Raw genomic sequence first — 23,420 nt, forward strand, 5'->3', positions numbered from 1 at the left:
GTCGCGGAACTGAACGTCGTGGGAGCCGATGTCCCGCACCCTGATCCCCCCGCTCGGACAATGCGGCGCTGACCCTAGCGGAGCCGGGTCAGCGCGGTCACCGACCGGTCCGTGCCGTCGTAGCTGCGCGCGGCGTCGAAGTCGCCCGTCGGGCGCTGCCCACCGGCGACGGCACGAGCCAACCGCAGGTCCGCGTTGCGGAACCGCAGGGCCAGGCTCAGGTGCGGCACCCATGCGTCGGGCGCATGCCACGGGCGGTGTCCGTCGGCCTCGGCGAGAACGTCCCAGACGGCTGCGTGCAGCGCGGTGAGCGTCGGAGTGGGTCGGACGAGCCAGACCAACGGAGCGCTGCCGTCGAGGACGACGACCCGGTCGAGCGTCACCGGCACCGGCAGCGCAGCGTCGAACAGTTCGGCCAAGCGGTGCTCGACCCCCGGCGGGAGCTCGTCGACGGCGGCGAGGGTGAGGTGCGGCCGGTTGGTCGGGTGGATGTTGCGGGCCAGGCTGGGCAAACCGGCGGCGGCCAGACGGACCCAGACCGCCCGGACCGCGACCTCCAGGCCGGGCGAGCAGACCAGTTCTACCGTACGCACGCGCCCACGCTAGCCGACGGACACGCTGGTGAAGGTGGTCAGAGCCAGCCGTTGTCCCGGGCGGTGCGCACCGCCTCGGTCCGGTCGGCGGCGCCGAGCTTCTGCACGGCGGCGGAGAGGTGGTTGCGCACGGTTCCGGTGGACAGGTGCACCCGACGGGCGATCACCGCGACGGGGGCACCGACCTCCGCCAGCCGGAGCGTCTCCAGTTCCCGAGGGGTCAGCGGGCACGGGGGCAGGGTCAGCGCGTCGGCGGCAAGCGTTGGGTCGACGTACCGACCTCCGGAGTGCACCCGGCGGATCACGTCGGCGAGCGCCCCACCCGGCGAGCCCTTGGGCAGGAACCCCCGGGCGCCGGCGGTTAACGCCTGGCGCAGGTGCCCGGGACGACCGTGCCCGGTCAGCACGACCACCGCGCAGTCGGGTCGGACCCGGGTCAGCTCGGCGGCTACCGCGATGCCGTCCAGGCCGGGCATCTCCAGGTCCACCACTGCCACGTCCGGGCAGTGCGCCAGCGCCGCGGTGACGGCTGTCTTTCCATCGGCGGCATGGGCCACCACCTCGATGTCCGGTTCCAGGCCGAGCAGCGCGCCGACGGCGACCCGGATCAAATCCTCGTCGTCGGCGAGCAGGACGCGGATCACGACGGCGCCGGCACTGTGGCTTCGAGGGTGAAGATCGCGCCCTCCCGGCGTACCCGCAACTCGCCGCCGGCGGCGGCGAGTCGGTCGGCCAGCCCGCGCAGGCCGTGGCTGTGCGCGTCCGGGCCACTGTCGTCGGCGCCGTCGTTGGCCACCGTCATCCTGGCCACGTCATCCTCCCGATCGATGTGGATCCGGCACCAGTCGGCCCGGCTGTGCCGCAACACGTTGGTGCTCGCCTCGCGCAGCACCGCCGCCAGTTCGATGGCGGCGGGCTGCGGCAGGTCCGCCGGCAGTGGCAGGACCGTGCACCGCACCCCGCAGGAGCGCAGCACCCCGACCACCGCGGTGAGTTGTTCGTCGAGGTCGACGGCCCGATAGCCGTGCACGGTCTCCCGTACCTCGCTCAGCGCGGAGGCGGCCAACCGTTGCACCTCGGCGGCTTCGCGCCCGGCCCGTTCCGGGTCGACCGGGGCGAGTCGGGCGGCGAGTTCGGCCTTCAACGCGATCACCGTGAGGTGGTGTCCCAGCACGTCGTGCACGTCGCGGGCGAAGCGCAGCCGCTCCTCGGCGGCGGCCAGCCGCGCCTGGGCGGCCTGGCCCTGCCGGGCCTCCACGAGCAGGTCCCAGAACCAGACCTGGAACCCGTTGACGGCGGCCACGGCCACGCCGATCCCACCTGTCACGGCGAGGTGGCGCGGGATGGAACCGCCGGTCCACCAGGCCACCGCGACCGCCACCGCCAGGACGCCGACCGCGACCGCCAGCGCGGCCCGCCAGCGCACCAGCAGCGGCGTCATGCCGATCAGCGCCGCACCGAGCCAGGCCCAGGTCGGCCACCTGCCGGCCGCCACGGGGCCCACCAGAGGAACGGTCAGCACCGCCACCCCGACCAGGCTCAGCTCGGCCCGACGCCGCCAGCGCGGGTCGAGCCACGGCGTCACGGCCGCGTACAGGACGACGGTCTGGGCGATCACGAAGGCGAGGATGCCGACCGCGCCGAGGGTCACCCGGCCCGGGTCGGGCTCGTGGGTCAGGCCGACCGCGGGTAGCAGGACGCTCGCCCACACGCCGGTGGCCAGCGACACCAGCGTTGCCCGCCGGGCGCGGCGCAGCCGACGGTCCGCCCGGGGAGTCACCGCCTCGCTCGCCACGCCCCGATCCTAGGGCCGCCCGGCGCACGGTCCACCCGTGCGAACTGTCACGGTCGGGCCGTGCGGTCCGCACGGTTTTCCCGTGACGAACGGGTCTGCCGGGCACACCGGGGATACCGGCAGGGTCAAGGCATGGAAAACAACCAGATGTACGCGGACAGCCTCACCGCCGTACCGTCGCCCGCGCCCCTGCCCACCGACGAGCCGGCACCCTCGGCCGCGACACCTACCACCGCGACACCGGCCGCCGCGACACCGGTCAGCAGTAGCCGGCGGCTGCTGTGGCATCTGGGCGAGATGGCCCTGGCGATGGTCGCCGGGATGCTGCTGCTCGGGCCGTTGTGGGAGCTGGCAGGCACCGCTCTGGGGGTCGGCGACGCGCTGGCCCGGCCGGAGGTCGCCGCACTGGTGATGGCCACGAACATGACCGTCGGCATGACTGTGGGGATGCGCTACCGGGCGCACCGCTGGCACGCGGTCGGTGAGATGGCCGCCGCGATGTACGTCCCGTTCCTGCTGCTGTTCGTGCCGTTTCGGGTCGGGCTGATCGACGCCGACGCGCTGCTGCTCGGCGGTCACCTGCTGATGATTCCCGCGATGGTGCTGGTGGCGGTCCGGCACCGACACGAGGCGTCCGCGCCGGTACGCCGACACCGGGTCGTGGTGGCGCTCGCCCACCACTGGCCGGCCGGGTTGGCGCTGCTGCTGACCGTGGACATGTGGGTCGACCCGGGCGTGCTCAGCCCGTGGACGATGCTGGTGCTGCCCGGCGGCTACCTGGTGATCGGCATGGCCCGCCGCACGCTGGGCGGGCGGGGCGTGCTCGCCGCCCAACTCGCCGGTTTGGCCATCTGGGTCGCCCTGACGCTGGTCGCGGTGCTGGCCGGCGGGCGGACCGCCGACTGGCTGGTGGCGTTCGGGTGGTTGGCGCACGCGGGCTGGGACGTAGTGCACCACCGCAACCGCCGGGTGGTGCCGCGCGGCTACGCCGAGTTCTGCGTGGTGCTCGACGTGGCCCTCGCCGCGGTGATGGTGCTGGCCATCCTGACCACCGACGCCTGACCGAGGCCGCCGCCGGGATCTTGGAACAGCCGCAGCACGAGCCCGAAGACAGCTCTTGTGGCGGTCGCCGCAACGGCCCGGACGGCGTGATGAAAGGCTTGGCACATGAGTTCCGCACCTGCACAGCACGACGCACCGATCGACGCCACCCCCGACGGCACCGACGAGGTGAGCGCCTTCACCGAGCTCGGGCTCCGCGCCGAGCTGCTGGGCGCCCTCGCCGCCCTCGGGTACGAGGAGCCGACCCCCATCCAGCGGGAGGCTATCCCACCGCTGCTGGAGGGTCGCGACCTGCTGGGTCAGGCGGCCACCGGCACCGGCAAGACGGCTGCGTTCGCGCTGCCACTGCTGAACCTCATGGCGGCACACCGCCAAGGGGGCGACCCGGTGGCGCTGGTGCTGGTGCCGACCCGGGAGCTGGCGGTGCAGGTCTCCGAGGCGTTCCACCGCTACGGCAAGGACCTGGGCGCGCGGGTGCTGCCGATCTACGGCGGGCAGCCGATCGGGCGGCAGCTGCGGGCACTGGAATACGGTGTCGACGTGGTGGTGGCCACCCCGGGGCGGGCCCTCGATCACATCGCCCGGGGCACCCTGCGCCTCGGTGGGTTGACCACGGTGGTGCTCGACGAGGCCGACGAGATGCTCGACATGGGCTTCGCCGAGGACATCGAGGCGATCCTGGAGCACGCTCCGGCAGAGCGTCAGACTGTGCTCTTCTCGGCCACCATGCCGTCGCGCATCGACGGGATGGCCCGCCAGCACCTGCGGGAACCGGTGCGGATCGAGATCGGCCGCGAGCAGACGGTAGCGGGTGAGGCGCCCCGGGTGCGGCAGAGCGCGTACATCGTGACCCGGGCGCACAAGCCGGCCGCGCTGGGTCGGGTGTTGGACGTGGAGTCCCCGACCGCGGCGATCGTGTTCTGCCGCAGCCGGGAAGAGGTCGACCGGTTGACCGAGACGATGAACGGTCGGGGCTACCGCTCCGAGGCGCTGCACGGCGGAATGAGCCAGGAGCAGCGCGACCGGGTCATGGGCCGGCTGCGGGCGGGCACCGCCGACCTGCTGGTGGCCACCGACGTGGCGGCCCGTGGGCTGGACGTCGAGCAGCTGACGCACGTCGTCAACTACGACGTGCCGTCCGCCCCGGAGTCGTACGTGCACCGGATCGGTCGGGTGGGTCGGGCTGGCCGCGAGGGCGTGGCGATCACCCTCGCCGAGCCGCGTGAGCACCGGATGCTCAAGACCATCGAGCGGGTGACCGGCCAACGGATCAGCATCGACAAGATCCCCACCGTGGCCGACATGCGTACCCGGCGGCTGGAGCTGACCCAGGCGGCCCTGCGGGAGAGCCTGCTGGAGGACGACCTGGACCCGTTCCGGGTGATCGTGGAGACCCTGACCGACGAGTTCGACCTGATGGAGGTCGCCCTCGCCGCCGTGAAGCTGGCTCACGAGGTGACGTCGCCGGGCTCCGACGACGAGGAGGAGATCCCGCAGGTTCCGGTCCGTGGGCCGCGCGAGGGTCGGCCGGAGACCGGCGGCCGTGGCGGCGACCGGCGGGGCGGGGGCCGGCCGCGCTCTGGCGGTGGCAACACCGTCCAGGTCTTCGTCGGCCTGGGCCGACGCGCCGGGGTCCGCCCGCAGGATCTGGTCGGCGCGATCACCGGGGAGACCGGCATCCGCGGCCGGGACATCGGCTCGATCGAGATCGCCGACCGGTTCTCCCTGGTGGAGGTGCCGCAGGGGGTGGCCGACGAGGTTATCTCCGGGCTGCGGCAGAGCACGATCAAGGGCCGCAAGGCCACCGTCCGCCGCGACCGCGGCGGCGACGAGCGCTGAGCACGCCGTCGGCGACCGCCGGAGTACGGCGGTCGCCGACGCGGGTCAGAGGGCGTACGGGCCGAAACGGCCCCAGGCCACCACTGCGGCGAGGACGAGCAGCACCGCGCAGGCGATCGCCCCCTGGATCTCGGTGCGACGCCCGTCCTGGGTGGTCTGCTGCTTGCGGTCACGCAGGTGCACCAGGATGCCGCCGATCATGACGATGACCAACCCGACGGCGGCGAGCGGGGTGAGCACCGTGGCGATGCCGGTGACCGCGGGCAGCACGAGCCCGGCGGCGGCCAGCAGCTCGACCGCGCCGAGCGCCTTGACCTGCGACGGCGGGACCGGGTCCACCCACCGCATCACGTCGCGCAACTTCTCCTTGGGCTGGCTCAGCTTGGCCAGCCCGACGCCGGCGAAGACGGCGGCGAGCAGGATCTGAATGATCCAGAGCACCACGTTCACGGGGGTTCCTCCAGGGGGCCCGCCTCGCGGCGGAGAGGTGGTTGACGGTGCAGACGAGACAGTAGACCTCCCCCCGCGTACCGAAAGGGCCCCCGCCGTCACAAGACGGCGGGGGCCCGGACGGTCGGAGCGTCAGACCGCGAAGAGCGCCGGACCATCCAGCGTCTTCACGTCGGCTGGGCGCAGCGCCAATGCGAGCACGTCGGCCACGTCGGCCAGGGTGTGCACTGTCAACGCCTCGCGCACCTCGGCCGGCAGGTCGTCCAGGTCGGGCTCGTTGCGCGCCGGGATGATGACCTCGGTGAGGCCGGCCCGGTGCGCGGCGAGCAGCTTCTGCTTCACCCCACCGATCGGCAGCACCCGACCGGAGAGCGTCACCTCACCGGTCATCCCGAACTCGGGGCGGACCGGGCGACCGGTGACCAGCGACGCAAGGGCCGTGACCATGGTGATGCCGGCGCTGGGACCGTCCTTGGGCACCGCACCCGCCGGGAAGTGGACGTGGATCCGACGTCCCGCCAGGGCGTTCGGGTCGATGCCGAACCGCCGCCCGTTGGAGCGCAGGTAGGAGAGCGCAATCTGCGCCGACTCCTTCATCACGTCACCGAGCTGGCCGGTCAGGGTCAGCCCCGGCTCGCCCTCCATGCTGGTCGCCTCGATGAAGAGCACGTCCCCACCGGCGCCCGTGACGGCCAGGCCGGTGGCCACGCCGGGCACTGCGGTGCGCTCGGCCGATTCCGGGGTAAACTTCGGCCGACCCAGGTAGCCGGTGAGGTTGTCGGTGCCCACGCGTGCCGGCGTCGGGTCCGTCGCCAGCGTCACCGCCACCTTGCGCAGGATCTTGGCCAGGGCCCGCTCGAGCTGCCGGACGCCGGCCTCCCGGGTGTACTCCCCCGCGATCAGCGCGAGAGCCTCGTCGGCGACGCTGACCTCGTCGACGGTCAGCCCGGCCCGCTCCCGCTGTCGGGGCAGCAGGTGGTCGCGGGCGATGGCGACCTTCTCGTCCTCGGTGTACCCGTCCAGGGTGACCAGCTCCATCCGGTCCAGCAGGGGGCCGGGGATGGACTCCACCACGTTGGCGGTGGCCAGGAAGAGCACGTCGGACAGGTCGAGGTCGACCTCCAGGTAGTGGTCCCGGAAGGTGTGGTTCTGGGCCGGGTCGAGCACCTCCAGCAGGGCGGCGGCCGGGTCTCCGGCGTAGCCGGCGGCCAGCTTGTCCACCTCGTCGAGGAGCACGACCGGGTTCATCGAACCCGCCTCGCGCAACGCGCGGACGATCCGACCGGGCAGCGCCCCCACGTAGGTGCGCCGGTGCCCCCGGATCTCCGCCTCGTCGCGGACGCCGCCGAGCGAAACCCGGACGAAGTTACGCCCGAGCGCCCGCGCCACGGACTCGCCGAGGCTGGTCTTGCCCACCCCGGGAGGGCCGGCGAGGGCGAGCACAGCGCCGGAGCCGCGACCGCCGACCACACCGAGGTTGCGCTCGGCACGCCGGTTGCGCACCGCCAGGTACTCCAGGATGCGGTCCTTCACGTCGGCCAGGCCGGCGTGGTCGGCGTCGAGCACCGCCCGGGCCGCGGCCAGGTCCGTGTTGTCCTCGGTACGCGTGCCCCACGGCATCTCGAGCACGGTGTCCAGCCAGGTACGGATCCAGCCCGCCTCCGGGGAGGCGTCGCTGGCCCGCTCCAGCTTGCCGACCTCGCGCATGGCCGCCTCGCGTACCTTGTCCGGCAGCTCGGCGGACTCGACCCGGGACCGGTAGTCGGCGGAGCCGTCCGGCTCGTCCTCGCCCAGTTCCTTGCGGATCGCGGCCAGCTGCTGGCGCAGCAGGAACTCGCGCTGGGACTTCTCCAGTCCCTCGCGGACGTCACTGTTGATCTGCTCGGTGACCTCCTGCTCGGCCAGGTAGTCCTTCACCCAGCCGACCAGCAGGTCCAGCCGGGCGGTGACGTCCGGCGCGGCGAGCAGCTCGTTCTTCTGCTCCAGCGTCAGCCAGGGCGCGTAACCGGCCGAGTCGGCCAGCTCGGAGAGGTCGGTCATCCGCTCCACAGCGTCGATGACCTGCCAGGCGCCCCGCTGCTGGAGCACGGAGGTCACCAGGGCGCGGTACTCGCGGGCGAGTTCCCGGGCCCGACCGGCGTGGGCGGGTTCGTCGAGTTCGGTCGCCTCGACCCAGAGGGCGGCGCCGGGGCCGGGGACGCCGGAGCCGATCCGGGCCCGGGACAGGCCACGGATGACGGCGGCGGGCTCACCCTCGGGCAGCCGGCCGACCTTCTCGATGGTGGCGACCACGCCCACCGGGCCGTACTCGCCGTCGATGCGCGGCACGGCCAGCAGCTTGCGGTCGCCGGTCGCCCGCGCCGCGTCGATCGCGGCCTGGGTGGTGGGGTCGAGGGTCACCGGGATGACCATGCCGGGCAGCAGCACGGCGTCGGTCAGGGGAAGTACCGGAAGAGTTGCCATCGAACACCTGCTATCGCGTTGAGTTGAGCGTGTCTCACTCAAGTAACAAAGCGTTCCCCTTGTTCCGACCTGTGACCCAGACCACTCTTCCGCCCGGTCCGTCGGGTCGCCCGGGACCGGCGGGCGACCCGACGATGCACCTCAGGTGAGCTTGCTCTTCACCGTGTTCACCACCGAGCCGGCCACCCCCGGGTTGGTGCCGTACAGCCGAGGATCACCCGGAGGCAGCACCGGTTCCGGCGCGTTCGCCCGCGGGTTGTCGTCGTACCGGAACTCGCCCTTGCCGTCCGGCGAGGGCCCGGACGCCCAGCGACCCTGGGCGGCGTCGGTGCCCGAGGAGAAACCCAGGTAGGTGTAGCCGTACTCCGCGGTGAGCTCACCCGAATCCGGGAACGCCTCCGGCACCGGCATCTCCTCCAGCCCGTCCTCCTTGAGCTGCTCGATCGCCGCCAGCCACATGTTCTGGTGCATCGTGTCGCGGGCCAGCAGGAAGCGCAGCATCTGCTTGACGCCCGGGTCGTCGGTCATGTGGAACAACCGGGCGACCTGGAGCCGACCCTGCGCTTCGGCGGTGACGTTGAGCTGGAAATCGGCCAACAGATTGCCGCTGGCGGTGATGAACGCGCCGTTCCAGGGCACCCCATTGGAGTCGGTGGGCAGGGCCCCACCGCCGCCGTGGATGAAGTGCGCGGGGTTCTCGCCGGCGTAGGTCGCGGCGCCTCCGGGGTCCTCCGCGATCCCCTCGGTCAGCGACAGCGGCGCGTTGTCCAACAGCCGGGTGATCATCGTGACGATCATCTCGACATGGCCCATCTCCTCCGTGCCGACGTCGAGCAGCAGGTCCTTGTACTTGCCGGGCAGTCGGCAGTTCCAACCCTGGAAGAGATACTGGTTGGCGACCGTCATCTCGCCCCACTTGCCGCCCAACACCTCCTGCAAACGGCGGGCGAACGCCGCGTCCGGGCCGTCCGGCTTGGCTTCGAACTGCAGATCCTTGACGTGGCTGAACATCCAACCTCCTCGGTACCGGAAACAGGTAACGAGGCCGTTCCCGCCCCGATGACCCGGGCGGGCCAACCGGTGTCCCGCCCGGGTCAGCGCACCGGGCGAGCCATCGGCAGCAGCACCTCCAACGCCACTCCACGGGGCCGTAGCCGGTGTGCCCGCACCGCTCCCCCGTCCGTCGCGACGAGCTGCCGCGCGATCCACAGGCCCAGACCGGACATCCCGACGGCCGGCGCCGTACGCCGTAGCGCGACCAGCAGGGCCTCGTCGACCCGACCCTCGTCGGTGACCAGGATGCTCAGGCTGGGGCCGCGCACTGTGGCGTAGAGCCCGACCTGTCCGTCCGGCGGCCCGTGCCGCAACGCGTTCTGCACCAGGTTGACCAGTACCTGTCGGGTTCGTCCGGCCGGCACCGGGCAGGAGGCCGCCCCCCGGGTGACCCGCGCCCGCCGACGGCCGACCGGCACCAACGCGGCGGCCTCCCGCAGGATGCCCGACAGCGCGACGGCCGGCTCCGGCTGCGGAGTCGGCGTCAGCACGCCGGTGCCGGCGGTCGCGTCGCGCAGCAGGCTCTGGAGATGGGCAGCCTGGTCGCGGGCCAGCTCACTGAGCGCCCGCCGGTCGTCCCCGGTCAACTCGCGGCGCTCGTCGGCCAGCGCGCGGGTCAGCGAGGTCAGGGTGCTGATCGGCGTCCGGAACTCGTGGCACAACACCCGCAGCAGCAACTCCGAATCGGCCGCCGGCGGCCGCCTCTCGCCCGGTGTCGGCTCAATGGGGCGCAACCCTCGCAGCAGGTCCCGCAAACCGTGCCGTACGCGCATCCACCCGACTCCTCTCGTTCGGTGCGAACCCGCATGATCGGTACCCGCTGGGGAACGGCGCAGACATGCTGGGAGCCTCCACCTTGCGACTCGTCGTCGTGGACGATCACCCCCTTTTCGTCCGCGGCCTCGAGTTGCTGCTCCCGATCACCACCAACGGTCGCGCCGAGGTGGTCGCCTCGACCGGCGACGCCGCCGCGGCGGCGGCCCTGGTCAACAACTGCCGCCCCGACCTGGCCCTGGTCGACCTGCACATGCCGCCGCCCGGCGGCATCCGGGCGGTGGCCGCGATCCGGCGGACCACCCCGCGGGTACGGGTGGTCGCGATGTCCGGTTCCGCCGACCCCGGGCCAGCGGTGGAGGCGCTGCGGGCCGGCGCGGAGGGGTTCCTGCCCAAGACCAGCGAACCGGAGGAACTGCTGCCCCCGCTGCTGGCCATCCTCGACGGCTGGGCGGTGCTGCCGGCCGAACTGCTGCGCGCCATGCTGCGGCCCACGCGCTCCGCGCCCGTCGACCTGGACGGCGAGGAACAGCGGCTGTTGCGGGCGATCGCCGCCGGCCGCAGCACCGTCGACATCGCCGAAGAACTGCACGTCTCCGAACGGACGGTGAAACGGATGACCGCCGCGTTGCTGCGCAAGTTGCGGGTCTCGAACCGGGCCGAGGCGGCTGCCATCGCCGGTCACAGCGGCATCCTCGGAGAATGAGGCCCCGCCACCGAACCGATTCACGGTTTTGCTCGGTAACGGAATCGCGACGCGCCGAATGAATGGAAGGCATATTGTTGCGGATTACCGGGGTGATAGGTCAGACTTTGGACACATCCCGCCGCACACAGGGAGTAATCGGCAATGGCGAGAAAAGTAATCACGGTCCTGACCGACGACCTCGACGGTGGGAAGGCCGACCGGACGGTTGAGTTCAGTCTCGACGGCGTGGCCTACACGATCGATGTCTCCGACGAGAATGCCGGCGTCCTGCGCAAGACGCTCGATCCGTACATCAATGCGGGTCGGCGGATCGGGCGCGGCCCGGTGGAGAGCGCCCGTTCAGTCCGGCGGCCGGGGCGACCCGCCGGCGCGGGAATGGATCGGGAGCAGAACCGGGCCATCCGGGAATGGGCCGTCAAGAACGGCTACAAGATTTCCGAGCGCGGCCGGATCCCGGTTGAGGTCGTCGAGGCGTACAAGAGCCGCTGACGCGACTCGACGGGGCCCCGCCGGAAACGGCGGGGCCCCGTCGTTTGTCCGGGCGCCCGAAGCGAAGCGGCGGCCGGCCACCCCGGGTTGTCGCCCCGGGTGGCCGGCCGCCGTTGTACGTCAGCTCAGTTGACGTCGATGCGCACCGAGTCGAAGGCGGGGGTCTGGTTGGCCCGCTCCATCATCGGCAGGCGGTGCGAGCCGTCACCGGCCCAGACGGAGCACTGGGCGGTACCGGACTCCGGCAGGCCCGGAATCTGGATCGTCACCTCGTCGGGCTGGGCGCCGCCGCGACCGTCCTCGGTCGCGACGAAGAAGGCGGGCACCTCCTGCGGCTCCGGCGGAGCGGTCAGGCTGTCCAGCATCCGGCAGGCGGTGTGGAAGTGACCGCGGACCAGGCCCTGGTCGTTGAGGAGCGAGCTCTCCACGTAGTAGCCACCCTGACCGGCGGCCAGGAAGCGGTCCCGGACCAGGTTGCGGGTGCTGACGCGCAGGGTGAAGGCCTGGTTCTGGCCGACCTGCTCGGGGAACTGGGTGATCAGCAGCGACGGGTTGTTGGCCGCCGCCCCGACCTCACCGAACTCGGTGCTGACGCAGCGGTCGCCTCTCTGAAAGCCGTCGTGCGGCTGGAGCCGACTCTCGTCGCAGTCGTTGGCGAGCACGCCGAGCCCGGCGCCGGGCTCGGTGCCACCGCCGTTGTTGCCGCCACCGCCGTTGTTGCCGCCGCTGGGAGTGGTGGTGGGCGTGGTGCCGCCACCGTTGTTGCCGCCCGTGCCGCCGGTGGGCTGCACCTGGCACTCGGCGAGCTGCGCGAGGCCCTGCGGCCGGGGTCCGACCCGGTCGATGGCGGTCGTGATCCGGTCCAGCACGGCGCGGCGCTTGCCGGCCAACGGCTGGAGGATCGCGCTGCGGATGAACGCCTCACCCTTGTTGCCCTCGGCGGCAAGTCGGCGGTCCGCCTCGGCGATCTGGGTCTGCAGCTGGGCGAGGTTGCGGTCCACCTCGGCCCGCGCCCGGTTCGGCACCTGCGGCAGTTTGGCCGCCACGTCCGGACAGGCGATGGCCGTGCCGGTGCCCACAGTGCCGTCCTTGCCGTCCTCGCACTCGGGGACCGACTGCTGTCCGTCACCCCAGTGATTACGCACCCACCGACCGTTCTGCCAGGTCCGGCTGGTCGAGCCGCCGCCAGTCGGCGCGGTCGCACCCGGGCTCGGCTCCACGCACTGCCCGGAAGCCGGACGTGGCTTATTTGTCCGCCGGTCCTGGGCCGACGAAATCTGAGTCACGGCGACAACTCCGCCGAAGACCGCGAGCGTGCCGACAACTGCCAGCAGACGCTTGCTCCGCGCGTTGCCGGAAGGCCGGCGCGCCCGAGTGGACCTGCGCATCGAATTGCTCTCCTTCTCGATCCGGTAGTGGATTTCTGCCCTCGGCGGACCGACGGATGTGAGTTGGCACGCCGCGGTGGCGACCCACCGTGACCTACCCGGTAATGCGTCGATGGCCGACGATGCCCTTTCCGCACCGTCTCCCGCGCCCGGTGGACGCGGATGGGGAGATCCTGTTCATTCGCGCAGGAGTACGGGGCGGCGGCCGGGAAGGTTCAACAGACGCACAGGAAATTGCCGCGACCCGACACGGAGCCGGTGCGGAGCAGGGATCAGCAGGTGAAACGGGCGCTGGTCAGTCGGCGCAGAGGTGGTCGAAGGCGAAGCCGCCGACCAGTTCGTGGCGGCGCTGGCTCAGCGCGGCGATCTGCGCGGTCCACTCGGCGCGCGACGGCAGGTCGGCGACGGAGTTGTCCCGCAGTCGTTCCCCCACGGCGACGGCGGCGAGATCCTCGGCCAGCCGGGCCGCGTCGATGCCGCAGGAGAATCGGTGTTCGGTCACCGAGACCTGCTCGATGAGGCACGCGTCGGGGCGTACCTGCACCCAACTCCACCCCTGTGCCGGCCCGTCCACCCAGCGGACGTGCAGCCCTCGCACGATCGGGTCGGCCACCTGCCCGGCCACGTACGCCTCGACCGCCGCCGCGCGGGTCAGCGCGCCGAGGTCGTTGACCGGCCCGGTACGCCCGTCCGGCAGCCGGCCCAGGATGTCCCGGAAGCCCACCGGCGCCGGCTCGGTCCCGGCGGCGGTGGACCCGCCCGCGGCGTAGGCGCGCGCGTCGATCACGTACTCGACCAGGCGGAGGCCATGCTCGGCGGCGTTCAAGGTGGGCGACCCGATCCGCAGCACGGGCAGGTCGACGGCTGCGCTCACCGCGTCCTTGAGTCGCTCCAACCGCTGCTCCGCCGAGCCGGCGGACGGCACAGGGCCGATCTGCACGGCGACGACCGGGCGGCCGGTGTCGGCGGCGTAGACCACGAAGTCGAAGCTGGCGCGGCTCGCCGAGGTCCACTGGCTGCCGGTGACACCGGGTGGGCGGCCCTGAACCAGGTCGCTGAGCCGGCGTGCCGCCAGGACCCGGTGACCGGCGCGGCTGAGCAGCGCGTCGCTACCCGCCTCGGCGGGCATCGCCCGCAGCCAGCCGCGGTCGTTGCTCCCGGTGCTCGTCATCTGCCTGATCCATCCGCCGGTCGGTCGAGCCGGGCCGAGTCTAGGTGGTCGATCATGGGCCACCGACTTCTCATGTGACGGGGATCACAGCAGCGTCGACGTTCCAGGGATGGCCGCCGGGTGTATCCAGCGACCGCCGGTACCGGACCGGCCCGGAGGTGACCATGTCGCGACAGCAGTTCGGCTTCCTCGCCGGGTTCCTCGCCGTGGCGGTCTGGGCGCTCGCCGGCGTCGGCGTGGCCGCCCTCGCCGTGCTCGCCGGCCTGCTCGGCTGGCTGGTCGTCCGGGTGCTCGACGGCGACCTCGCGGTGACCGGTCTCGGCGACCGCCGCGCCGACGCTCGGCGGCGTCGATGACCACCCGCCCATCCGCGGGGACGAACCCCAGCACCGGCCTGGCCGCCGGGACGACCGGTCCCGAGCGCCGCCCGGTCGACACCGCGGACGTCGCGCGGATCGCGGTGCGGGCGGCCAGCCTCGTGCCGGGCGTGTCCGTCGTCCGCCCGGCAGCGGTCCGCCTGGACGACCGGTCCGTCGCACTCGACCTGCACCTGATCACCTGGTACGGGCACAGCGTGCCGACGATCGCCGAAACGGTCCGGGCGGTGGTCACCGACCGGGTGGCCGCCCAGACCGGGCTCAGCGTGGCGGTGGTGACCGTCACCGTGGACGACCTGCTCGTCCCCGGCGTCGACTCCTCCGGCGCCGGCACCGCCACAGTGGAGGACGGCTGAGATGCGCACCGCCAACCGGGTCGCCTCGTTGATGCTGGCCACCGCCCTGCTTCTCGGCGGCGCGGCGGCGGCCGTCCAGGCGTTGCTGCTCGCCCTGCACCGACCGACGCCGCTCGACACCACCGGCTGGCTCGACGCGCTGAGCGGCACCCGCTGGCGTGACCCCACCGTCCGGGCCGTGGCCGGCGGGGCGCTCCTGCTGGGCCTGGCCATCCTCGTCGCCCAGCTGCGCCGCTGGACGCCGGTGCGCCTGCGCGCCGACGAGCGCGACGGCTGGTATCTGCACCGGCGCTGTGTGGAACGGCGGCTCGCTGACGCCGCCGGCGCGGTGCCGGGCGTCCGCCGCGCCCGGGTCCGGGTCCGACGACGCGGCGGCCAATGGCGCCCCCGGGTGCGCGCGACCGGCGACCCGGCGGCCCGGGCGGAGATCGAGTTCGCCGTGCACCAGGAGTTGCGCCACCTCACCGCGCCCCGCCCGGCCCGGATCGACGTCCGGCTGCTGCCTCGGCGACGGCCGGCGTGACAAACGCCGGGCACCGACTGCTGTGGACCATCATCGCGCTGCTGCTGGTGGCGGGCGGCGCTGCGGCGCTGACGGCCAGCCTCGGAACGTTGCCCGGCGCTGACCCGGCGGCGGTGCTGCTCAGCGGCGAGCTGGTCGACCGGTGGCGACTGGCCGCGCCGTGGAGCACCCTGGCCGCGGCCGTCGCCGGAGCGCTGTTCGCGCTGGCCGGGCAACGCCTGCTGGCCCGGGAGCTGCGGGGCCCGGACGGCACGCTGCGCGGCACCCTGAGCCACCCCGGACGCCGGCCGGGCCGCACCCGGCTGGCCACCGACGTTCTCGCCGACGCGCTGGTACGCGATCTGACCGGCAACCCCGGGGTACGCCGGGCCCGGGTGGTGCTCACCGGCGCGCCACCGCACCCCGACGTGTGGATCCGGGTGGACCTCACCTCCGACGCGCCGGCCGCCGGCGTACGCGAGCACGTTCGCGCCGCGGTCCGCCGATTCGCGGTGACGACCGGCTGCCAGCCCGCGCACCTCGACGTGACCGCCCGCATCGAGCCCGGCCACCCCTGACCCGCCGCCGACCCGACGGGCATGATCGGTGTCGGCGAACGGAGGTACGCGGGTGCGGGTGGTGTCGCTGGTGCCGTCCCTGACCGAGGCGGTGGCGCTGACCCTGCCGGGGGCGCTGGTCGGGGCCACCGACTGGTGCAGCCACCCGGCCGGGCTCGACGTGGCCCGGGTCGGCGGCAGCAAGTACCCCGATCTGGACCGGGTGCGCGCGCTGCGGCCGGACCTGGTGCTGCTGAACGTGGAGGAGAACCGCCGGGCCGACGCGGAGGCGCTGCGGGCGGCCGGCGTACCGGTGCGGGTCACCTATCCGCGGACCGTTCCTGGCGCGTTGACCGAGCTGGGCGACCTGCTGACCGAACTGGGTGCGCCGGCCGAGCCGGCCTGGCTGCGGGACGCCCGGCGGGCGTGGGCCACGCCACCCCGGTTCACGACGACCCGCCGCGCGGTGGTGCCGGTCTGGCGTCGGCCGTGGGTGGTGCTCGGCGGCGACACGTTCGCCGGTGACGTGCTGCGCCGCCTCGGCGTGCTGAACACCTACGACGAGCACCCCGAACGCTATCCCCGCCCGACCCTCAGCGAGCTACGCGAACGAGAGCCCGACCTGGTGGTGCTGCCCGACGAGCCGTACCGGTTCACCGCCGACGACGGGCCCGAGGCGTTCCCCGGCCTACCCTGCGCACTGCTCTCCGGGCGGCACCTCACCTGGTACGGCCCGTCCCTGGCCGAGGCACCGGCGCTGCTCGCCGACCAGCTGTCCCGGCCGGTGCGGGTCGGCTGACCCCGGACGCCGCCCGGCGGCTCAGCTGTCGGTTCGGCGGCGGGCGGCCAGGGTGCTGGCGCCGATGGAGACCGCCAGGGTCAGCAGCACCACGGCCAGGGTCAACCAGACCGGCAGCTTGCCGACCGGCGTCTCGGCGAGGATCAGCTTCAGCCCGGCGAAGGCCAGTAGCAGCGCGAGCCCGTACCGCAGGTAGCCGAAGTGCCGCAGCAGGCCGGCGAGGCAGAAGTAGAGACTGCGCAACCCCAGGACGGCGAACGCGGTGGCCGTCCAGACCAGGAAGGTGTTGGTGGTGATGGCGAGGATCGCCGCCACCGAGTCGATGGCGAAGACCACGTCGGTGGCCTCGATGGCGACGAGCGCCACCAGCAGCAACGTCGCCACCCGCCGGTCGGCCACCCGGGCGGTGAACCGGTCGCCGTGGTAGCGGGCGTCGGTGGACACCAGCCGCCGGAACAGCCGGACCACGACGTTGCGCTCCGGGTCGACGTCCGGCTTTCCGCGTACGGCCAGGCGCCAGCCGGTCCAGATCAGGAACGCGCCCAGCACGAACCCGGCCCAGGCGAGCCGGTCCAGCAGCTCGGCGCCGGCGAAGATGAACAACAGCCGGAAGACGAGCGCCCCCACGACACCCCAGAACAGCACCTTGTGCTGGTAGCCCGGCGGCACCTGGAAGTAGCCGAAGAGCAGCGCGAAGACGAACACGTTGTCCACCGAGAGCGCCTTCTCCAGCAGGTAGCCGGAGAAGTACGCGATGGCCGGGTCACCGCCGAGGCCCCACCAGACGACCAGTCCGAACAGCAGACCCGCGCCGATCCAGATGGCGCTCCACAGCAGCGCCTCGCGGAGCTCGATGACGTGGTTGTCCCGGTGCAGGAGCACATCCACGGCGAGCAGCACCGCGATCACCGCGCCGACCGCCGCCCACGCCCACAGCGGGACCGCGACCGTCGCCTCAGCCACCGACGCCCTCCGCATCGACCACTGTGCACCGCCCGTCACCAGGCCGGCCGGCCCTTTCCGAGCCTAGGTGAACACCCCACCCGGTATCGGGCGGTCCAACAAAGTGGGGTCGGGCCCCGCAACGGCGACCTGGCAGCTACCAGTGGGCGGCGAGCGGCGCTTCCGGAGCCGAGGGGGTCAAAGGTCCCGAGCGGTTGCGGTCTGTCGACCCTGCCGCCGAAAACGCCGTGGGCGTCCACTGGAGATGCCACCGGGAAGCGCGGTGCGAAGCTGAGAAGGGACGTGGAGACCATGATCGCGACGATCGAGCGGGTCACCGCCGAGAACACCGCTCCGATGGCCGGCACCGCTCACGAGCGGGCCATCCGGTACATCCTGGCCGGCACCCGGCTGGCACTCGGCTGGATCTTCCTCTGGGCCTTCATCGACAAGGTGTTCGGCCTCGGGATGGCCACCGAGTCGAAGAACGCCTGGATCAACGGGGGTAGCCCCACCAAGGGATTCCTGGCCTTCGGCGTGACCGGCCCGTTCAAGGATCTCTACGCCGGGATCGCCGGTGCCGCCTGGGCGGACTGGCTCTTCATGGCCGGCCTGGCCGGGATCGGTGTCGCGCTGCTGCTCGGCATCGGCATGCGGGTCGCCGCCGTGGCCGGTGGGCTGCTGCTGGTCATGATGTGGACCGCCGTCCTGCCTCCGGAAAACAACCCCTTCATGGACGACCACCTGATCTACGCGGCGGTGCTGGCGGTCCTGGCGCTGGCCAACGCCGGCGACACCTGGGGCCTGGGCCGGGTGTGGGCGAAGCTGCCGATCGTCCGGCGGACGCCCTGGCTGCGGTGAGCACCGCGCACCCCCTCGGCGGGCGTCACCAGCACCGGTGACGCCCGCCAGGGCGTCGTTCCACCGTCCGGACCCGGAGCGCCATCGGGACCGCCGGCGCACGACCGGCGTGTGGGGCTGCGGAGCAGGTTGCGGGTCCGCCGCACATCGGTGAGGGGTGATCCGGCAGGATCGACGGTGACCGGACACATCACCCAACACGGCAGGAGATCCCCGCATGACCCAGGCAGCAGGCGCCCAGTCGGGCAAGCCCGAGGTTGGTCCGATCGAGGGTGCACCGCCGGCCGACCTCGTGATCGAGGACATCACCGTGGGCGACGGCCCGCAGGCCGAGCCGGGCCAGCTGGTCAGCGTGCACTACGTCGGCGTGTCGCACTCCACCGGCGGCGAGTTCGACTCGTCGTGGAACCGCGGCGAGGCGTTCGACTTTCCGCTCGGCGGCGGTCAGGTCATCGCCGGCTGGGACCAGGGCGTCGCCGGCATGCGCGTCGGCGGTCGCCGCCGCCTGATCATCCCGCCGCACCTGGGGTACGGCGACCGGGGTGCCGGCGGCGTCATCAAGCCGGGCGAGACGCTGGTCTTCGTCGTCGACCTGCTCGGCGTTCGCTGACCGATTGTCGGGGTCGCCGGCTCACGCCGGCGGCCCCGTGCCCGGTGCGACGGTGGCGGCCCACCTCGTCGACCAGCGTCAGGCGGCCAGTTGCAGGTCCGTGGTCGCGACCACCGGGCGACGCGCGGCCTCGATCGGCGAGGCCAGCTCCAGAATCGGCATCACGCGGTGCAGCCCGCTGACGCGCAGCACCCGGGCCACCACCGGGCTCGGGTCGACCAGGACCAGCTCGCCACCGCAGGCCCGCACGCGCAGATGCGCCGCGAGAAGCGTGCGAACGCCGGCGGCGGAGAGCAGCCGCAGCCCGGACAACTCCAGTTGAAGCACCGGGCGGGCCGGCGCGGACCACAGCGCGGACCGGAACGCGGCCACCGTGGCGATGTCGATCTCGCCGGCCACCCGCACGAGGACCATCTGGTCACCCACGCTGACCTGCACGTCCAGCCGGTCGCTGTGCTCTTCCATGCCCAGAAATCTAGCCGGCACCACCGACACTTTCGCCCCTCCACGGAGTGATTCCGGGTACGCCCAGGGGCATACCCCGAGGTACCCCGCCTCCCTCTCGGGGTGGAGTCAGGGGCCCGGGCGGCGCGCCGCGCGGTCCCGGAACCCGGGGGTCGGCCGGCATTCGGGTGGAGAATAGGTCGATGCTGATCCCCCGGCCCCGGCCGCCCCGGCTGATCCGCCCCGTCCGCGAACCGGCGACGAGCCCTCCGGCGCTGGCCGGGGCGTGGGCCCCCACCGACCGCCGGCTCGATGAGGCCGAGTTGCTACCCCTCCCCGCGGGAGCCGTCGGCCCCGAGGACGTGCTGGTCGACGGCGCCGGGCGGGTGATCAGTGGCGACGAGGACGGTCGGCTCTGGTGGTGGCCGGTCGACGCGCTGGCCGGCACCCCGCCTCAACTGCTGGCCGAGACCGGGGGCCGTCCGCTCGGCATCGAGCTGGACCCGTCCGGCGAGGCCCTGGTGGTCTGCGACGCGTACCGCGGGTTGCTGCGGGTCACGCCCGACGGCGCGGTACGGGAACTGACCGGAACGGCACCTCCGGTGCACCTGGCCAACAACGCGACGGTGGGCCGTGACGGCACCATCTACTTCACCGACAGCTCCGACAGGTTTCCGGTCTCGCACTGGAAGCGGGACCTGCTGGAGCACCGCCCCAACGGTCGGGTGCTGGCCCACCATCCGGGCAGCGGCCGCACCGAGGTGGTGACCGACGGGCTGTACTTCCCCAATGGGATCGCGCTGACCCCGGACGAGTCGGCGCTGATGCTCGTGGAGACCAGCACCCACCGCCTGCTGCGGGTCGAGCTGAGCGGCGGTGTGCGGGTCCTCGCCGACCTGCCCGCGTACCCGGACAATCTCGCCTCGGTGGGTGACGGGACGTACTGGATCGCGCTGCCCAGCCCTCGGGTGCCGATCGCCGAACGGCTGCTGCCCCATCCGCGGCTGCGCCAGATCGCCGCCCTGCTGCCCGACGCGATGCAGCCGCAGCCACGCCGCTACGGGCTGGTCGCGTTGGTCGACGACGCGGGAACGGTCCGCCGGACGCTGCACGGCCCGAACGGGCACTACTCGATGATCACCGGGGTACGCCAGCACGGCGACCACCTCTGGCTGGGCAGCCTGACCGGGTCCGGGGTGGCCCGCGTACCCCTGGCGTGATGGGCGGCGACAGGGCCGGTCCGCCGTCATGGCGGGCCGGCCCTGTCCTGCCGTAGGTGGTGTCTCAGCGGCCGCTGACCGAGGGCGCCGGTGCGGGCGATCCGCCGGCCACCGCGCCCGGGTGCGCAGGGGCGACCGGCGCGGGCTTGAGCCCGGGCGGCACCGGCAGGGCGCTGCCCCGGGCGAACTCGTCCCAGCTCACGTTCCACGCGGTCCAGCCGTTGCCCGGCTGTAGCTCCACCTCGGTGCCCTTGACGGTGACCAGGTCACCAACCTGCGTCACCCCCATCAACCAGTCGGCCGCGGTGGCGGAGACGTTCGCGCAACCGTGCGAGACGTTGGTGTTGCCCTGGTCCCCCTCCGACCACGGGGCGGAGTGGATGAACTCGCCGCCCCAGGTGTAGCGCTGGGCGTCGTCGACGTCGACCACGTAACCACCGTCCGGCTCACCCCGGGTGTCGAAGGTGACCCGCTCGTGCTTCTCCATGATCACCATCTTGCCGCTGGAGCTCGGCGTGCTCGACTTACCCAGGCTCACCGGGATCCGGCGGACCTGCTTGCCGTCACGCAGCACCGTCATCTGCTTGGTGGCGTTGTCGATCTCCAGCGAGACCTGCCGTCCGATCTTGGAGGTCGCGGTCCGCTCGGCGTCGCCGACCAGTTTCTTTCCGATCGGCAGACCCTCCAGACCGGCCCGGACACTGACGGTGGTCCCCGGCTTCCAGAAATCGGGAGCCCGGTAATAGACCTGACTTCCATCCTCAAGCCACGACCAGGCACCCGGTTGCGGTGGATTGGTCTTTACGAACAACCGCCGCTGGACATCCGCTCTGGCCTCTTTCGGAATTCCTGGGTCGAACGCCACAGTTACCGGCATCGCCGTGCCGTACGTCCGATTGCCATTGAAATAGAGGGTGCTGGTGATCTGCGGTCTGGTCGATTTGGCCATCGTCGTGAACGTGGTGGTGCGGGTGGTGGTGGCACCGGAGTCACCCGTCGCTGTCACCTCGGCGGTGTAGGTCCGTCGCGGTTGCAGCGGGGCGCTCGGCACCCAGCCGGAGCCGTCCTCGCGAGGCTCAGCGTTGACCTGCTTGCCCTTGTCGTCGGTCAGGCGTACGCCGGTGACCCGCCCGCCCTTGACCACGGTGCCCACCTCGGCGCTGACCGGTACGTCCCGGGCCTTGTCCCCCGGTGTCACAGCGAGCTCCGGTGGGGCGGCGTGCTTCTTGGCCGAGCCGGTCGCCGAACCCCGGTCGGCGGTGCACGCACCCAGGACGAGTGGTGCGGCTGCGATGGTTACCGCCAACAGCGTCAATCGCCGCCTAGACGTCATGTTCAGTCCCCCCGTTTTCGACTTCCCTCCGCCACATTCTTGCTCGCTTGAGCGGACCATTCGCGGCATTTCGAAATAATCGGCAGCGCATTTATCGACGCATTTTCCGACAATGCTCCGCTTGGCCGGAACAGGGGTTCAACCGACCCGTGTCATGCGCTTTGCTCCGCTTGAGCGAGGCAACGTCGACTGTCCGGATGGCGGTGGGGGCACCGTCGACCCGCTTCATGATCGACTCAGCTTCAAGGAAGTCGCGGTATCCCGGTCGTCCTGACACCGCGACTTTCATGAACCCTCGGGCCCGGGGGATGCGGATCGCGCGGCGCGGTAGGCGCGGGAAGTAGAAGGCCACGCCCGGCGGCGCACCTCGTGGGCGGACTTTTGTCAGTTGAAGCGAAACTTCCGGCGAACGCGACAAAGCTTTGCCTTCGTCCGGAGGCAAGGGTAGGGTCTCGATCTAGATAGAGGGTTGCCCATTCGTCGATCAACTTGCCGCCACCTCTGCCGGGTCGCCGCGTTCCGCTCCCGATGGGTCCGGGCCGCACCCGCGCCGTCCCTCACCGTCCAGCCGGAGCCCGCCTCCGGCCGGTTCGGCGCGCCCGGCGGACGGCAGTCAGGTCGACCGCCGCCGACGGCGTACCAGCCGTCAGGAAGGGACCACCACCATGGATCAACAACTCAACCGACCGGGGCCGACACCGGCGTCCGAGCCGGTCAGCCGGCGTGGAGTGCTGCGCGCCGCGACCGTCTCCGCGGCCGCCGTCGGCGCCGCCGGTCTGCTCGGCGGCACTGCCGTCGCCGCGCCCGCCGCATCCACCGGGCAGGCCCAGGGCCGCCGTCGGGTGCCGGTGGACCGGATCAGCATTCAGCTCTACACGCTGCGCGATCAGCTCGCCGCCGACCTGCCCGGCACCCTGGACGCGCTGCGTCGGATCGGCTACCGGCGAGTGGAGCACGCCGGCTTCGTCGGACGCACCGCCGCACAGTTCCGGGCCGCGCTCGACGAGGCCGGGCTGCGTTCCACCTCCGGTCACGTCGGCATCCCGCAGCCGTTCGACGCCGCCACCTGGGAGCAGGCCCTCGCCGACGCCAACGTGGTGGGCTGCAAGAAGATCGTCCACCCGTACTTCGGTCGGGACGCGAGCGGTCAGCCAATCCGGGACCCCGCCGTCTACCGGGCCCTGGCCCGGGACCTGAACCGCGCCGGTCGGCTCGCCGAACGCGCGGGGCTCGACTTCGGCTACCACAACCACCAGCTCGAGTTCGTGCCGCTGACCGGCGGCTCGACCGGGTTCGACATCCTCAGCTCGCAGACCGATTCCCGGCTGGTCCACTTCGAGCTCGACCTCTACTGGACCTGGCGGGGCGCCCACGACCCGGTCGACGTGATCCGGGCCAACCGCGGTCGGATCCGCCAGGTGCACGTCAAGGACCTCGACGTCGAGGGTGGCTTCGCCGACCTCGGTGACGGCGTCATCGATTTCGGCCGCATCTTCGCCCACGAGCGTGAGGCCGGCATCGAGGAATACATCGTGGAGCGTGACGACGCGGGCACCGCGCCGCGCTCCCCCGCCGACGCCCTGGACACCGCTCGCGTCGGCTTCGACTATCTCGCTTCACTTCGGTACTGAAA

The 23,420-nt window shown here is 72.3% G+C and carries 25 protein-coding genes; 13 read left to right on the forward strand and 12 right to left on the reverse strand.

The features are described from left to right. Positions 1-74 precede the first annotated feature (74 nt). From ACLJOK_RS11065 to ACLJOK_RS11075, 3 genes are read right to left on the reverse strand one after another with little or no spacing between them, the layout of a single operon-like run. Complete coding sequence (locus ACLJOK_RS11065; protein WP_410818093.1) at positions 75-593, reverse strand: 2'-5' RNA ligase family protein; 519 nt, start codon at positions 591-593, stop codon at positions 75-77. 38 nt (positions 594-631) lie between these two features. After that, positions 632-1,237 (reverse strand): DNA-binding response regulator, encoded by a 606-nt coding sequence (locus ACLJOK_RS11070; protein WP_410818094.1) that lies wholly within the window; start codon positions 1,235-1,237, stop codon positions 632-634. After that, positions 1,234-2,388, reverse strand: coding sequence for a sensor histidine kinase (locus ACLJOK_RS11075; RefSeq protein WP_410818096.1), 1,155 nt, complete (start codon positions 2,386-2,388; stop codon positions 1,234-1,236). The genes ACLJOK_RS11070 and ACLJOK_RS11075 overlap by 4 nt, the downstream gene beginning before the upstream one ends. Before the next feature lie 132 nt (positions 2,389-2,520). Between ACLJOK_RS11075 and ACLJOK_RS11080 the strand changes: the two genes are divergently transcribed. Next, on the forward strand, positions 2,521-3,450 hold the full coding sequence (locus tag ACLJOK_RS11080; protein WP_410818098.1) for a hypothetical protein: 930 nt from the start codon (positions 2,521-2,523) through the stop codon (positions 3,448-3,450). A 105-nt stretch (positions 3,451-3,555) separates the two neighbouring features. After that, entirely contained in the window at positions 3,556-5,289 is a 1,734-nt protein-coding gene (locus ACLJOK_RS11085) for a DEAD/DEAH box helicase (protein WP_410818099.1), read from the forward strand. A gap of 45 nt (positions 5,290-5,334) precedes the next feature. Here the strand turns inward: ACLJOK_RS11085 and ACLJOK_RS11090 are convergent, their stop codons facing one another. The 4 genes from ACLJOK_RS11090 to ACLJOK_RS11105 all read right to left on the reverse strand — a co-directional run bounded on the left by ACLJOK_RS11090 (position 5,335) and on the right by ACLJOK_RS11105 (position 10,028). Continuing rightward, entirely contained in the window at positions 5,335-5,739 is a 405-nt protein-coding gene (locus ACLJOK_RS11090; RefSeq protein WP_410818101.1) for a DoxX family protein, read from the reverse strand. A 132-nt stretch (positions 5,740-5,871) separates the two neighbouring features. Further along, positions 5,872-8,202: an endopeptidase La gene (lon, locus tag ACLJOK_RS11095; protein ID WP_410818103.1), complete on the reverse strand. Its 2,331-nt coding sequence runs from the start codon at positions 8,200-8,202 to the stop codon at positions 5,872-5,874. A 141-nt stretch (positions 8,203-8,343) separates the two neighbouring features. Further along, on the reverse strand, positions 8,344-9,213 hold the full coding sequence (locus ACLJOK_RS11100; RefSeq protein ID WP_410818104.1) for a manganese catalase family protein: 870 nt from the start codon (positions 9,211-9,213) through the stop codon (positions 8,344-8,346). Between the two features lie 83 nt (positions 9,214-9,296). Then, the gene (locus ACLJOK_RS11105; protein WP_410818105.1) at positions 9,297-10,028 is read right to left on the reverse strand and encodes a sensor histidine kinase; all 732 of its coding nucleotides are present in this window, start codon (positions 10,026-10,028) and stop codon (positions 9,297-9,299) included. Between the two features lie 65 nt (positions 10,029-10,093). Between ACLJOK_RS11105 and ACLJOK_RS11110 the strand changes: the two genes are divergently transcribed. Together ACLJOK_RS11110 and ACLJOK_RS11115 are read left to right on the forward strand one after the other, a co-directional pair. Next, positions 10,094-10,735: a response regulator gene (locus ACLJOK_RS11110; protein WP_410818107.1), complete on the forward strand. Its 642-nt coding sequence runs from the start codon at positions 10,094-10,096 to the stop codon at positions 10,733-10,735. Positions 10,736-10,879: 144 nt separating this feature from the next. Beyond that, a complete protein-coding gene (locus ACLJOK_RS11115) occupies positions 10,880-11,227 on the forward strand; it encodes a histone-like nucleoid-structuring protein Lsr2 (RefSeq protein WP_357188650.1) in 348 nt (115 codons plus the stop codon). Positions 11,228-11,352: 125 nt separating this feature from the next. Here ACLJOK_RS11115 and ACLJOK_RS11120 read toward each other — a convergent pair whose 3' ends face one another. Beyond that, positions 11,353-12,615, reverse strand: coding sequence for a hypothetical protein (locus ACLJOK_RS11120; RefSeq protein ID WP_410818109.1), 1,263 nt, complete (start codon positions 12,613-12,615; stop codon positions 11,353-11,355). 295 nt (positions 12,616-12,910) lie between these two features. Beyond that, positions 12,911-13,786: a hypothetical protein gene (locus ACLJOK_RS11125; protein WP_410818110.1), complete on the reverse strand. Its 876-nt coding sequence runs from the start codon at positions 13,784-13,786 to the stop codon at positions 12,911-12,913. Between the two features lie 164 nt (positions 13,787-13,950). Between ACLJOK_RS11125 and ACLJOK_RS11130 the strand changes: the two genes are divergently transcribed. Genes ACLJOK_RS11130 through ACLJOK_RS11150 form a run of 5 tightly spaced genes read left to right on the forward strand, consistent with a single transcriptional unit; the run spans position 13,951 to position 16,377 of the window. Further along, positions 13,951-14,142: a hypothetical protein gene (locus ACLJOK_RS11130; protein WP_146754562.1), complete on the forward strand. Its 192-nt coding sequence runs from the start codon at positions 13,951-13,953 to the stop codon at positions 14,140-14,142. Beyond that, complete coding sequence (locus ACLJOK_RS11135; protein ID WP_410818111.1) at positions 14,139-14,519, forward strand: Asp23/Gls24 family envelope stress response protein; 381 nt, start codon at positions 14,139-14,141, stop codon at positions 14,517-14,519. The genes ACLJOK_RS11130 and ACLJOK_RS11135 overlap by 4 nt, the downstream gene beginning before the upstream one ends. A 1-nt stretch (position 14,520) precedes the next feature. Then, a complete protein-coding gene (locus ACLJOK_RS11140; protein ID WP_410818113.1) occupies positions 14,521-15,042 on the forward strand; it encodes a DUF6286 domain-containing protein in 522 nt (173 codons plus the stop codon). After that, on the forward strand, positions 15,039-15,599 hold the full coding sequence (locus ACLJOK_RS11145) for a hypothetical protein (protein WP_410818115.1): 561 nt from the start codon (positions 15,039-15,041) through the stop codon (positions 15,597-15,599). The genes ACLJOK_RS11140 and ACLJOK_RS11145 overlap by 4 nt, the downstream gene beginning before the upstream one ends. A 52-nt stretch (positions 15,600-15,651) precedes the next feature. Next, positions 15,652-16,377, forward strand: coding sequence for a helical backbone metal receptor (locus tag ACLJOK_RS11150; RefSeq protein ID WP_410819313.1), 726 nt, complete (start codon positions 15,652-15,654; stop codon positions 16,375-16,377). Between the two features lie 21 nt (positions 16,378-16,398). Here the strand turns inward: ACLJOK_RS11150 and ACLJOK_RS11155 are convergent, their stop codons facing one another. Continuing rightward, positions 16,399-17,355 carry a TerC/Alx family metal homeostasis membrane protein gene (locus tag ACLJOK_RS11155; protein ID WP_410818116.1) on the reverse strand — a complete coding sequence of 319 codons (957 nt, stop codon included), beginning with the start codon at positions 17,353-17,355 and terminating at the stop codon, positions 16,399-16,401. A gap of 267 nt (positions 17,356-17,622) precedes the next feature. On the opposite strand from ACLJOK_RS11155, the gene ACLJOK_RS11160 reads away from it, so the two are divergent. Next, on the forward strand, positions 17,623-18,180 hold the full coding sequence (locus tag ACLJOK_RS11160; RefSeq protein WP_410818118.1) for a hypothetical protein: 558 nt from the start codon (positions 17,623-17,625) through the stop codon (positions 18,178-18,180). Between the two features lie 217 nt (positions 18,181-18,397). After that, complete coding sequence (locus ACLJOK_RS11165) at positions 18,398-18,790, forward strand: FKBP-type peptidyl-prolyl cis-trans isomerase (RefSeq protein WP_354946389.1); 393 nt, start codon at positions 18,398-18,400, stop codon at positions 18,788-18,790. Positions 18,791-18,868: 78 nt separating this feature from the next. Here the strand turns inward: ACLJOK_RS11165 and ACLJOK_RS11170 are convergent, their stop codons facing one another. Next, positions 18,869-19,255, reverse strand: coding sequence for an STAS domain-containing protein (locus tag ACLJOK_RS11170; RefSeq protein WP_410818119.1), 387 nt, complete (start codon positions 19,253-19,255; stop codon positions 18,869-18,871). 182 nt (positions 19,256-19,437) lie between these two features. Between ACLJOK_RS11170 and ACLJOK_RS11175 the strand changes: the two genes are divergently transcribed. Further along, complete coding sequence (locus ACLJOK_RS11175; RefSeq protein WP_410818120.1) at positions 19,438-20,454, forward strand: SMP-30/gluconolactonase/LRE family protein; 1,017 nt, start codon at positions 19,438-19,440, stop codon at positions 20,452-20,454. Between the two features lie 64 nt (positions 20,455-20,518). Here ACLJOK_RS11175 and ACLJOK_RS11180 read toward each other — a convergent pair whose 3' ends face one another. After that, on the reverse strand, positions 20,519-21,787 hold the full coding sequence (locus ACLJOK_RS11180) for an Ig-like domain-containing protein (RefSeq protein WP_410818122.1): 1,269 nt from the start codon (positions 21,785-21,787) through the stop codon (positions 20,519-20,521). Between the two features lie 665 nt (positions 21,788-22,452). On the opposite strand from ACLJOK_RS11180, the gene ACLJOK_RS11185 reads away from it, so the two are divergent. Then, positions 22,453-23,418: a sugar phosphate isomerase/epimerase family protein gene (locus tag ACLJOK_RS11185; RefSeq protein WP_238677889.1), complete on the forward strand. Its 966-nt coding sequence runs from the start codon at positions 22,453-22,455 to the stop codon at positions 23,416-23,418. The last annotated feature ends 2 nt before the right edge of the window (positions 23,419-23,420 follow it).

Origin of the sequence: Micromonospora sp. 050-3 (assembly GCF_046549335.1) — a bacterium.
Taxonomy (GTDB): Bacteria; Actinomycetota; Actinomycetes; order Mycobacteriales; family Micromonosporaceae; genus Micromonospora; species Micromonospora trifolii.

Bases quoted from the DNA above. Each gene is read 5' to 3' on its own strand.
- ACLJOK_RS11080 (WP_410818098.1), top strand. From the start codon at position 2,521: ATGGAAAACAACCAGATGTACGCGGACAGCCTCACCGCCGTACCGTCG.
- ACLJOK_RS11085 (WP_410818099.1), top strand. From the start codon at position 3,556: ATGAGTTCCGCACCTGCACAGCACGACGCACCGATCGACGCCACCCCC.
- lon (WP_410818103.1), bottom strand. From the start codon at position 8,202: ATGGCAACTCTTCCGGTACTTCCCCTGACCGACGCCGTGCTGCTGCCC.
- ACLJOK_RS11100 (WP_410818104.1), bottom strand. From the start codon at position 9,213: ATGTTCAGCCACGTCAAGGATCTGCAGTTCGAAGCCAAGCCGGACGGC.
- ACLJOK_RS11105 (WP_410818105.1), bottom strand. From the start codon at position 10,028: ATGCGCGTACGGCACGGTTTGCGGGACCTGCTGCGAGGGTTGCGCCCC.
- ACLJOK_RS11110 (WP_410818107.1), top strand. From the start codon at position 10,094: ATGCTGGGAGCCTCCACCTTGCGACTCGTCGTCGTGGACGATCACCCC.
- ACLJOK_RS11115 (WP_357188650.1), top strand. From the start codon at position 10,880: ATGGCGAGAAAAGTAATCACGGTCCTGACCGACGACCTCGACGGTGGG.
- ACLJOK_RS11120 (WP_410818109.1), bottom strand. From the start codon at position 12,615: ATGCGCAGGTCCACTCGGGCGCGCCGGCCTTCCGGCAACGCGCGGAGC.
- ACLJOK_RS11125 (WP_410818110.1), bottom strand. From the start codon at position 13,786: ATGACGAGCACCGGGAGCAACGACCGCGGCTGGCTGCGGGCGATGCCC.
- ACLJOK_RS11130 (WP_146754562.1), top strand. From the start codon at position 13,951: ATGTCGCGACAGCAGTTCGGCTTCCTCGCCGGGTTCCTCGCCGTGGCG.
- ACLJOK_RS11135 (WP_410818111.1), top strand. From the start codon at position 14,139: ATGACCACCCGCCCATCCGCGGGGACGAACCCCAGCACCGGCCTGGCC.
- ACLJOK_RS11140 (WP_410818113.1), top strand. From the start codon at position 14,521: ATGCGCACCGCCAACCGGGTCGCCTCGTTGATGCTGGCCACCGCCCTG.
- ACLJOK_RS11155 (WP_410818116.1), bottom strand. From the start codon at position 17,355: ATGCGGAGGGCGTCGGTGGCTGAGGCGACGGTCGCGGTCCCGCTGTGG.
- ACLJOK_RS11165 (WP_354946389.1), top strand. From the start codon at position 18,398: ATGACCCAGGCAGCAGGCGCCCAGTCGGGCAAGCCCGAGGTTGGTCCG.
- ACLJOK_RS11170 (WP_410818119.1), bottom strand. From the start codon at position 19,255: ATGGAAGAGCACAGCGACCGGCTGGACGTGCAGGTCAGCGTGGGTGAC.
- ACLJOK_RS11175 (WP_410818120.1), top strand. From the start codon at position 19,438: ATGCTGATCCCCCGGCCCCGGCCGCCCCGGCTGATCCGCCCCGTCCGC.
- ACLJOK_RS11180 (WP_410818122.1), bottom strand. From the start codon at position 21,787: ATGACGTCTAGGCGGCGATTGACGCTGTTGGCGGTAACCATCGCAGCC.
- ACLJOK_RS11185 (WP_238677889.1), top strand. From the start codon at position 22,453: ATGGATCAACAACTCAACCGACCGGGGCCGACACCGGCGTCCGAGCCG.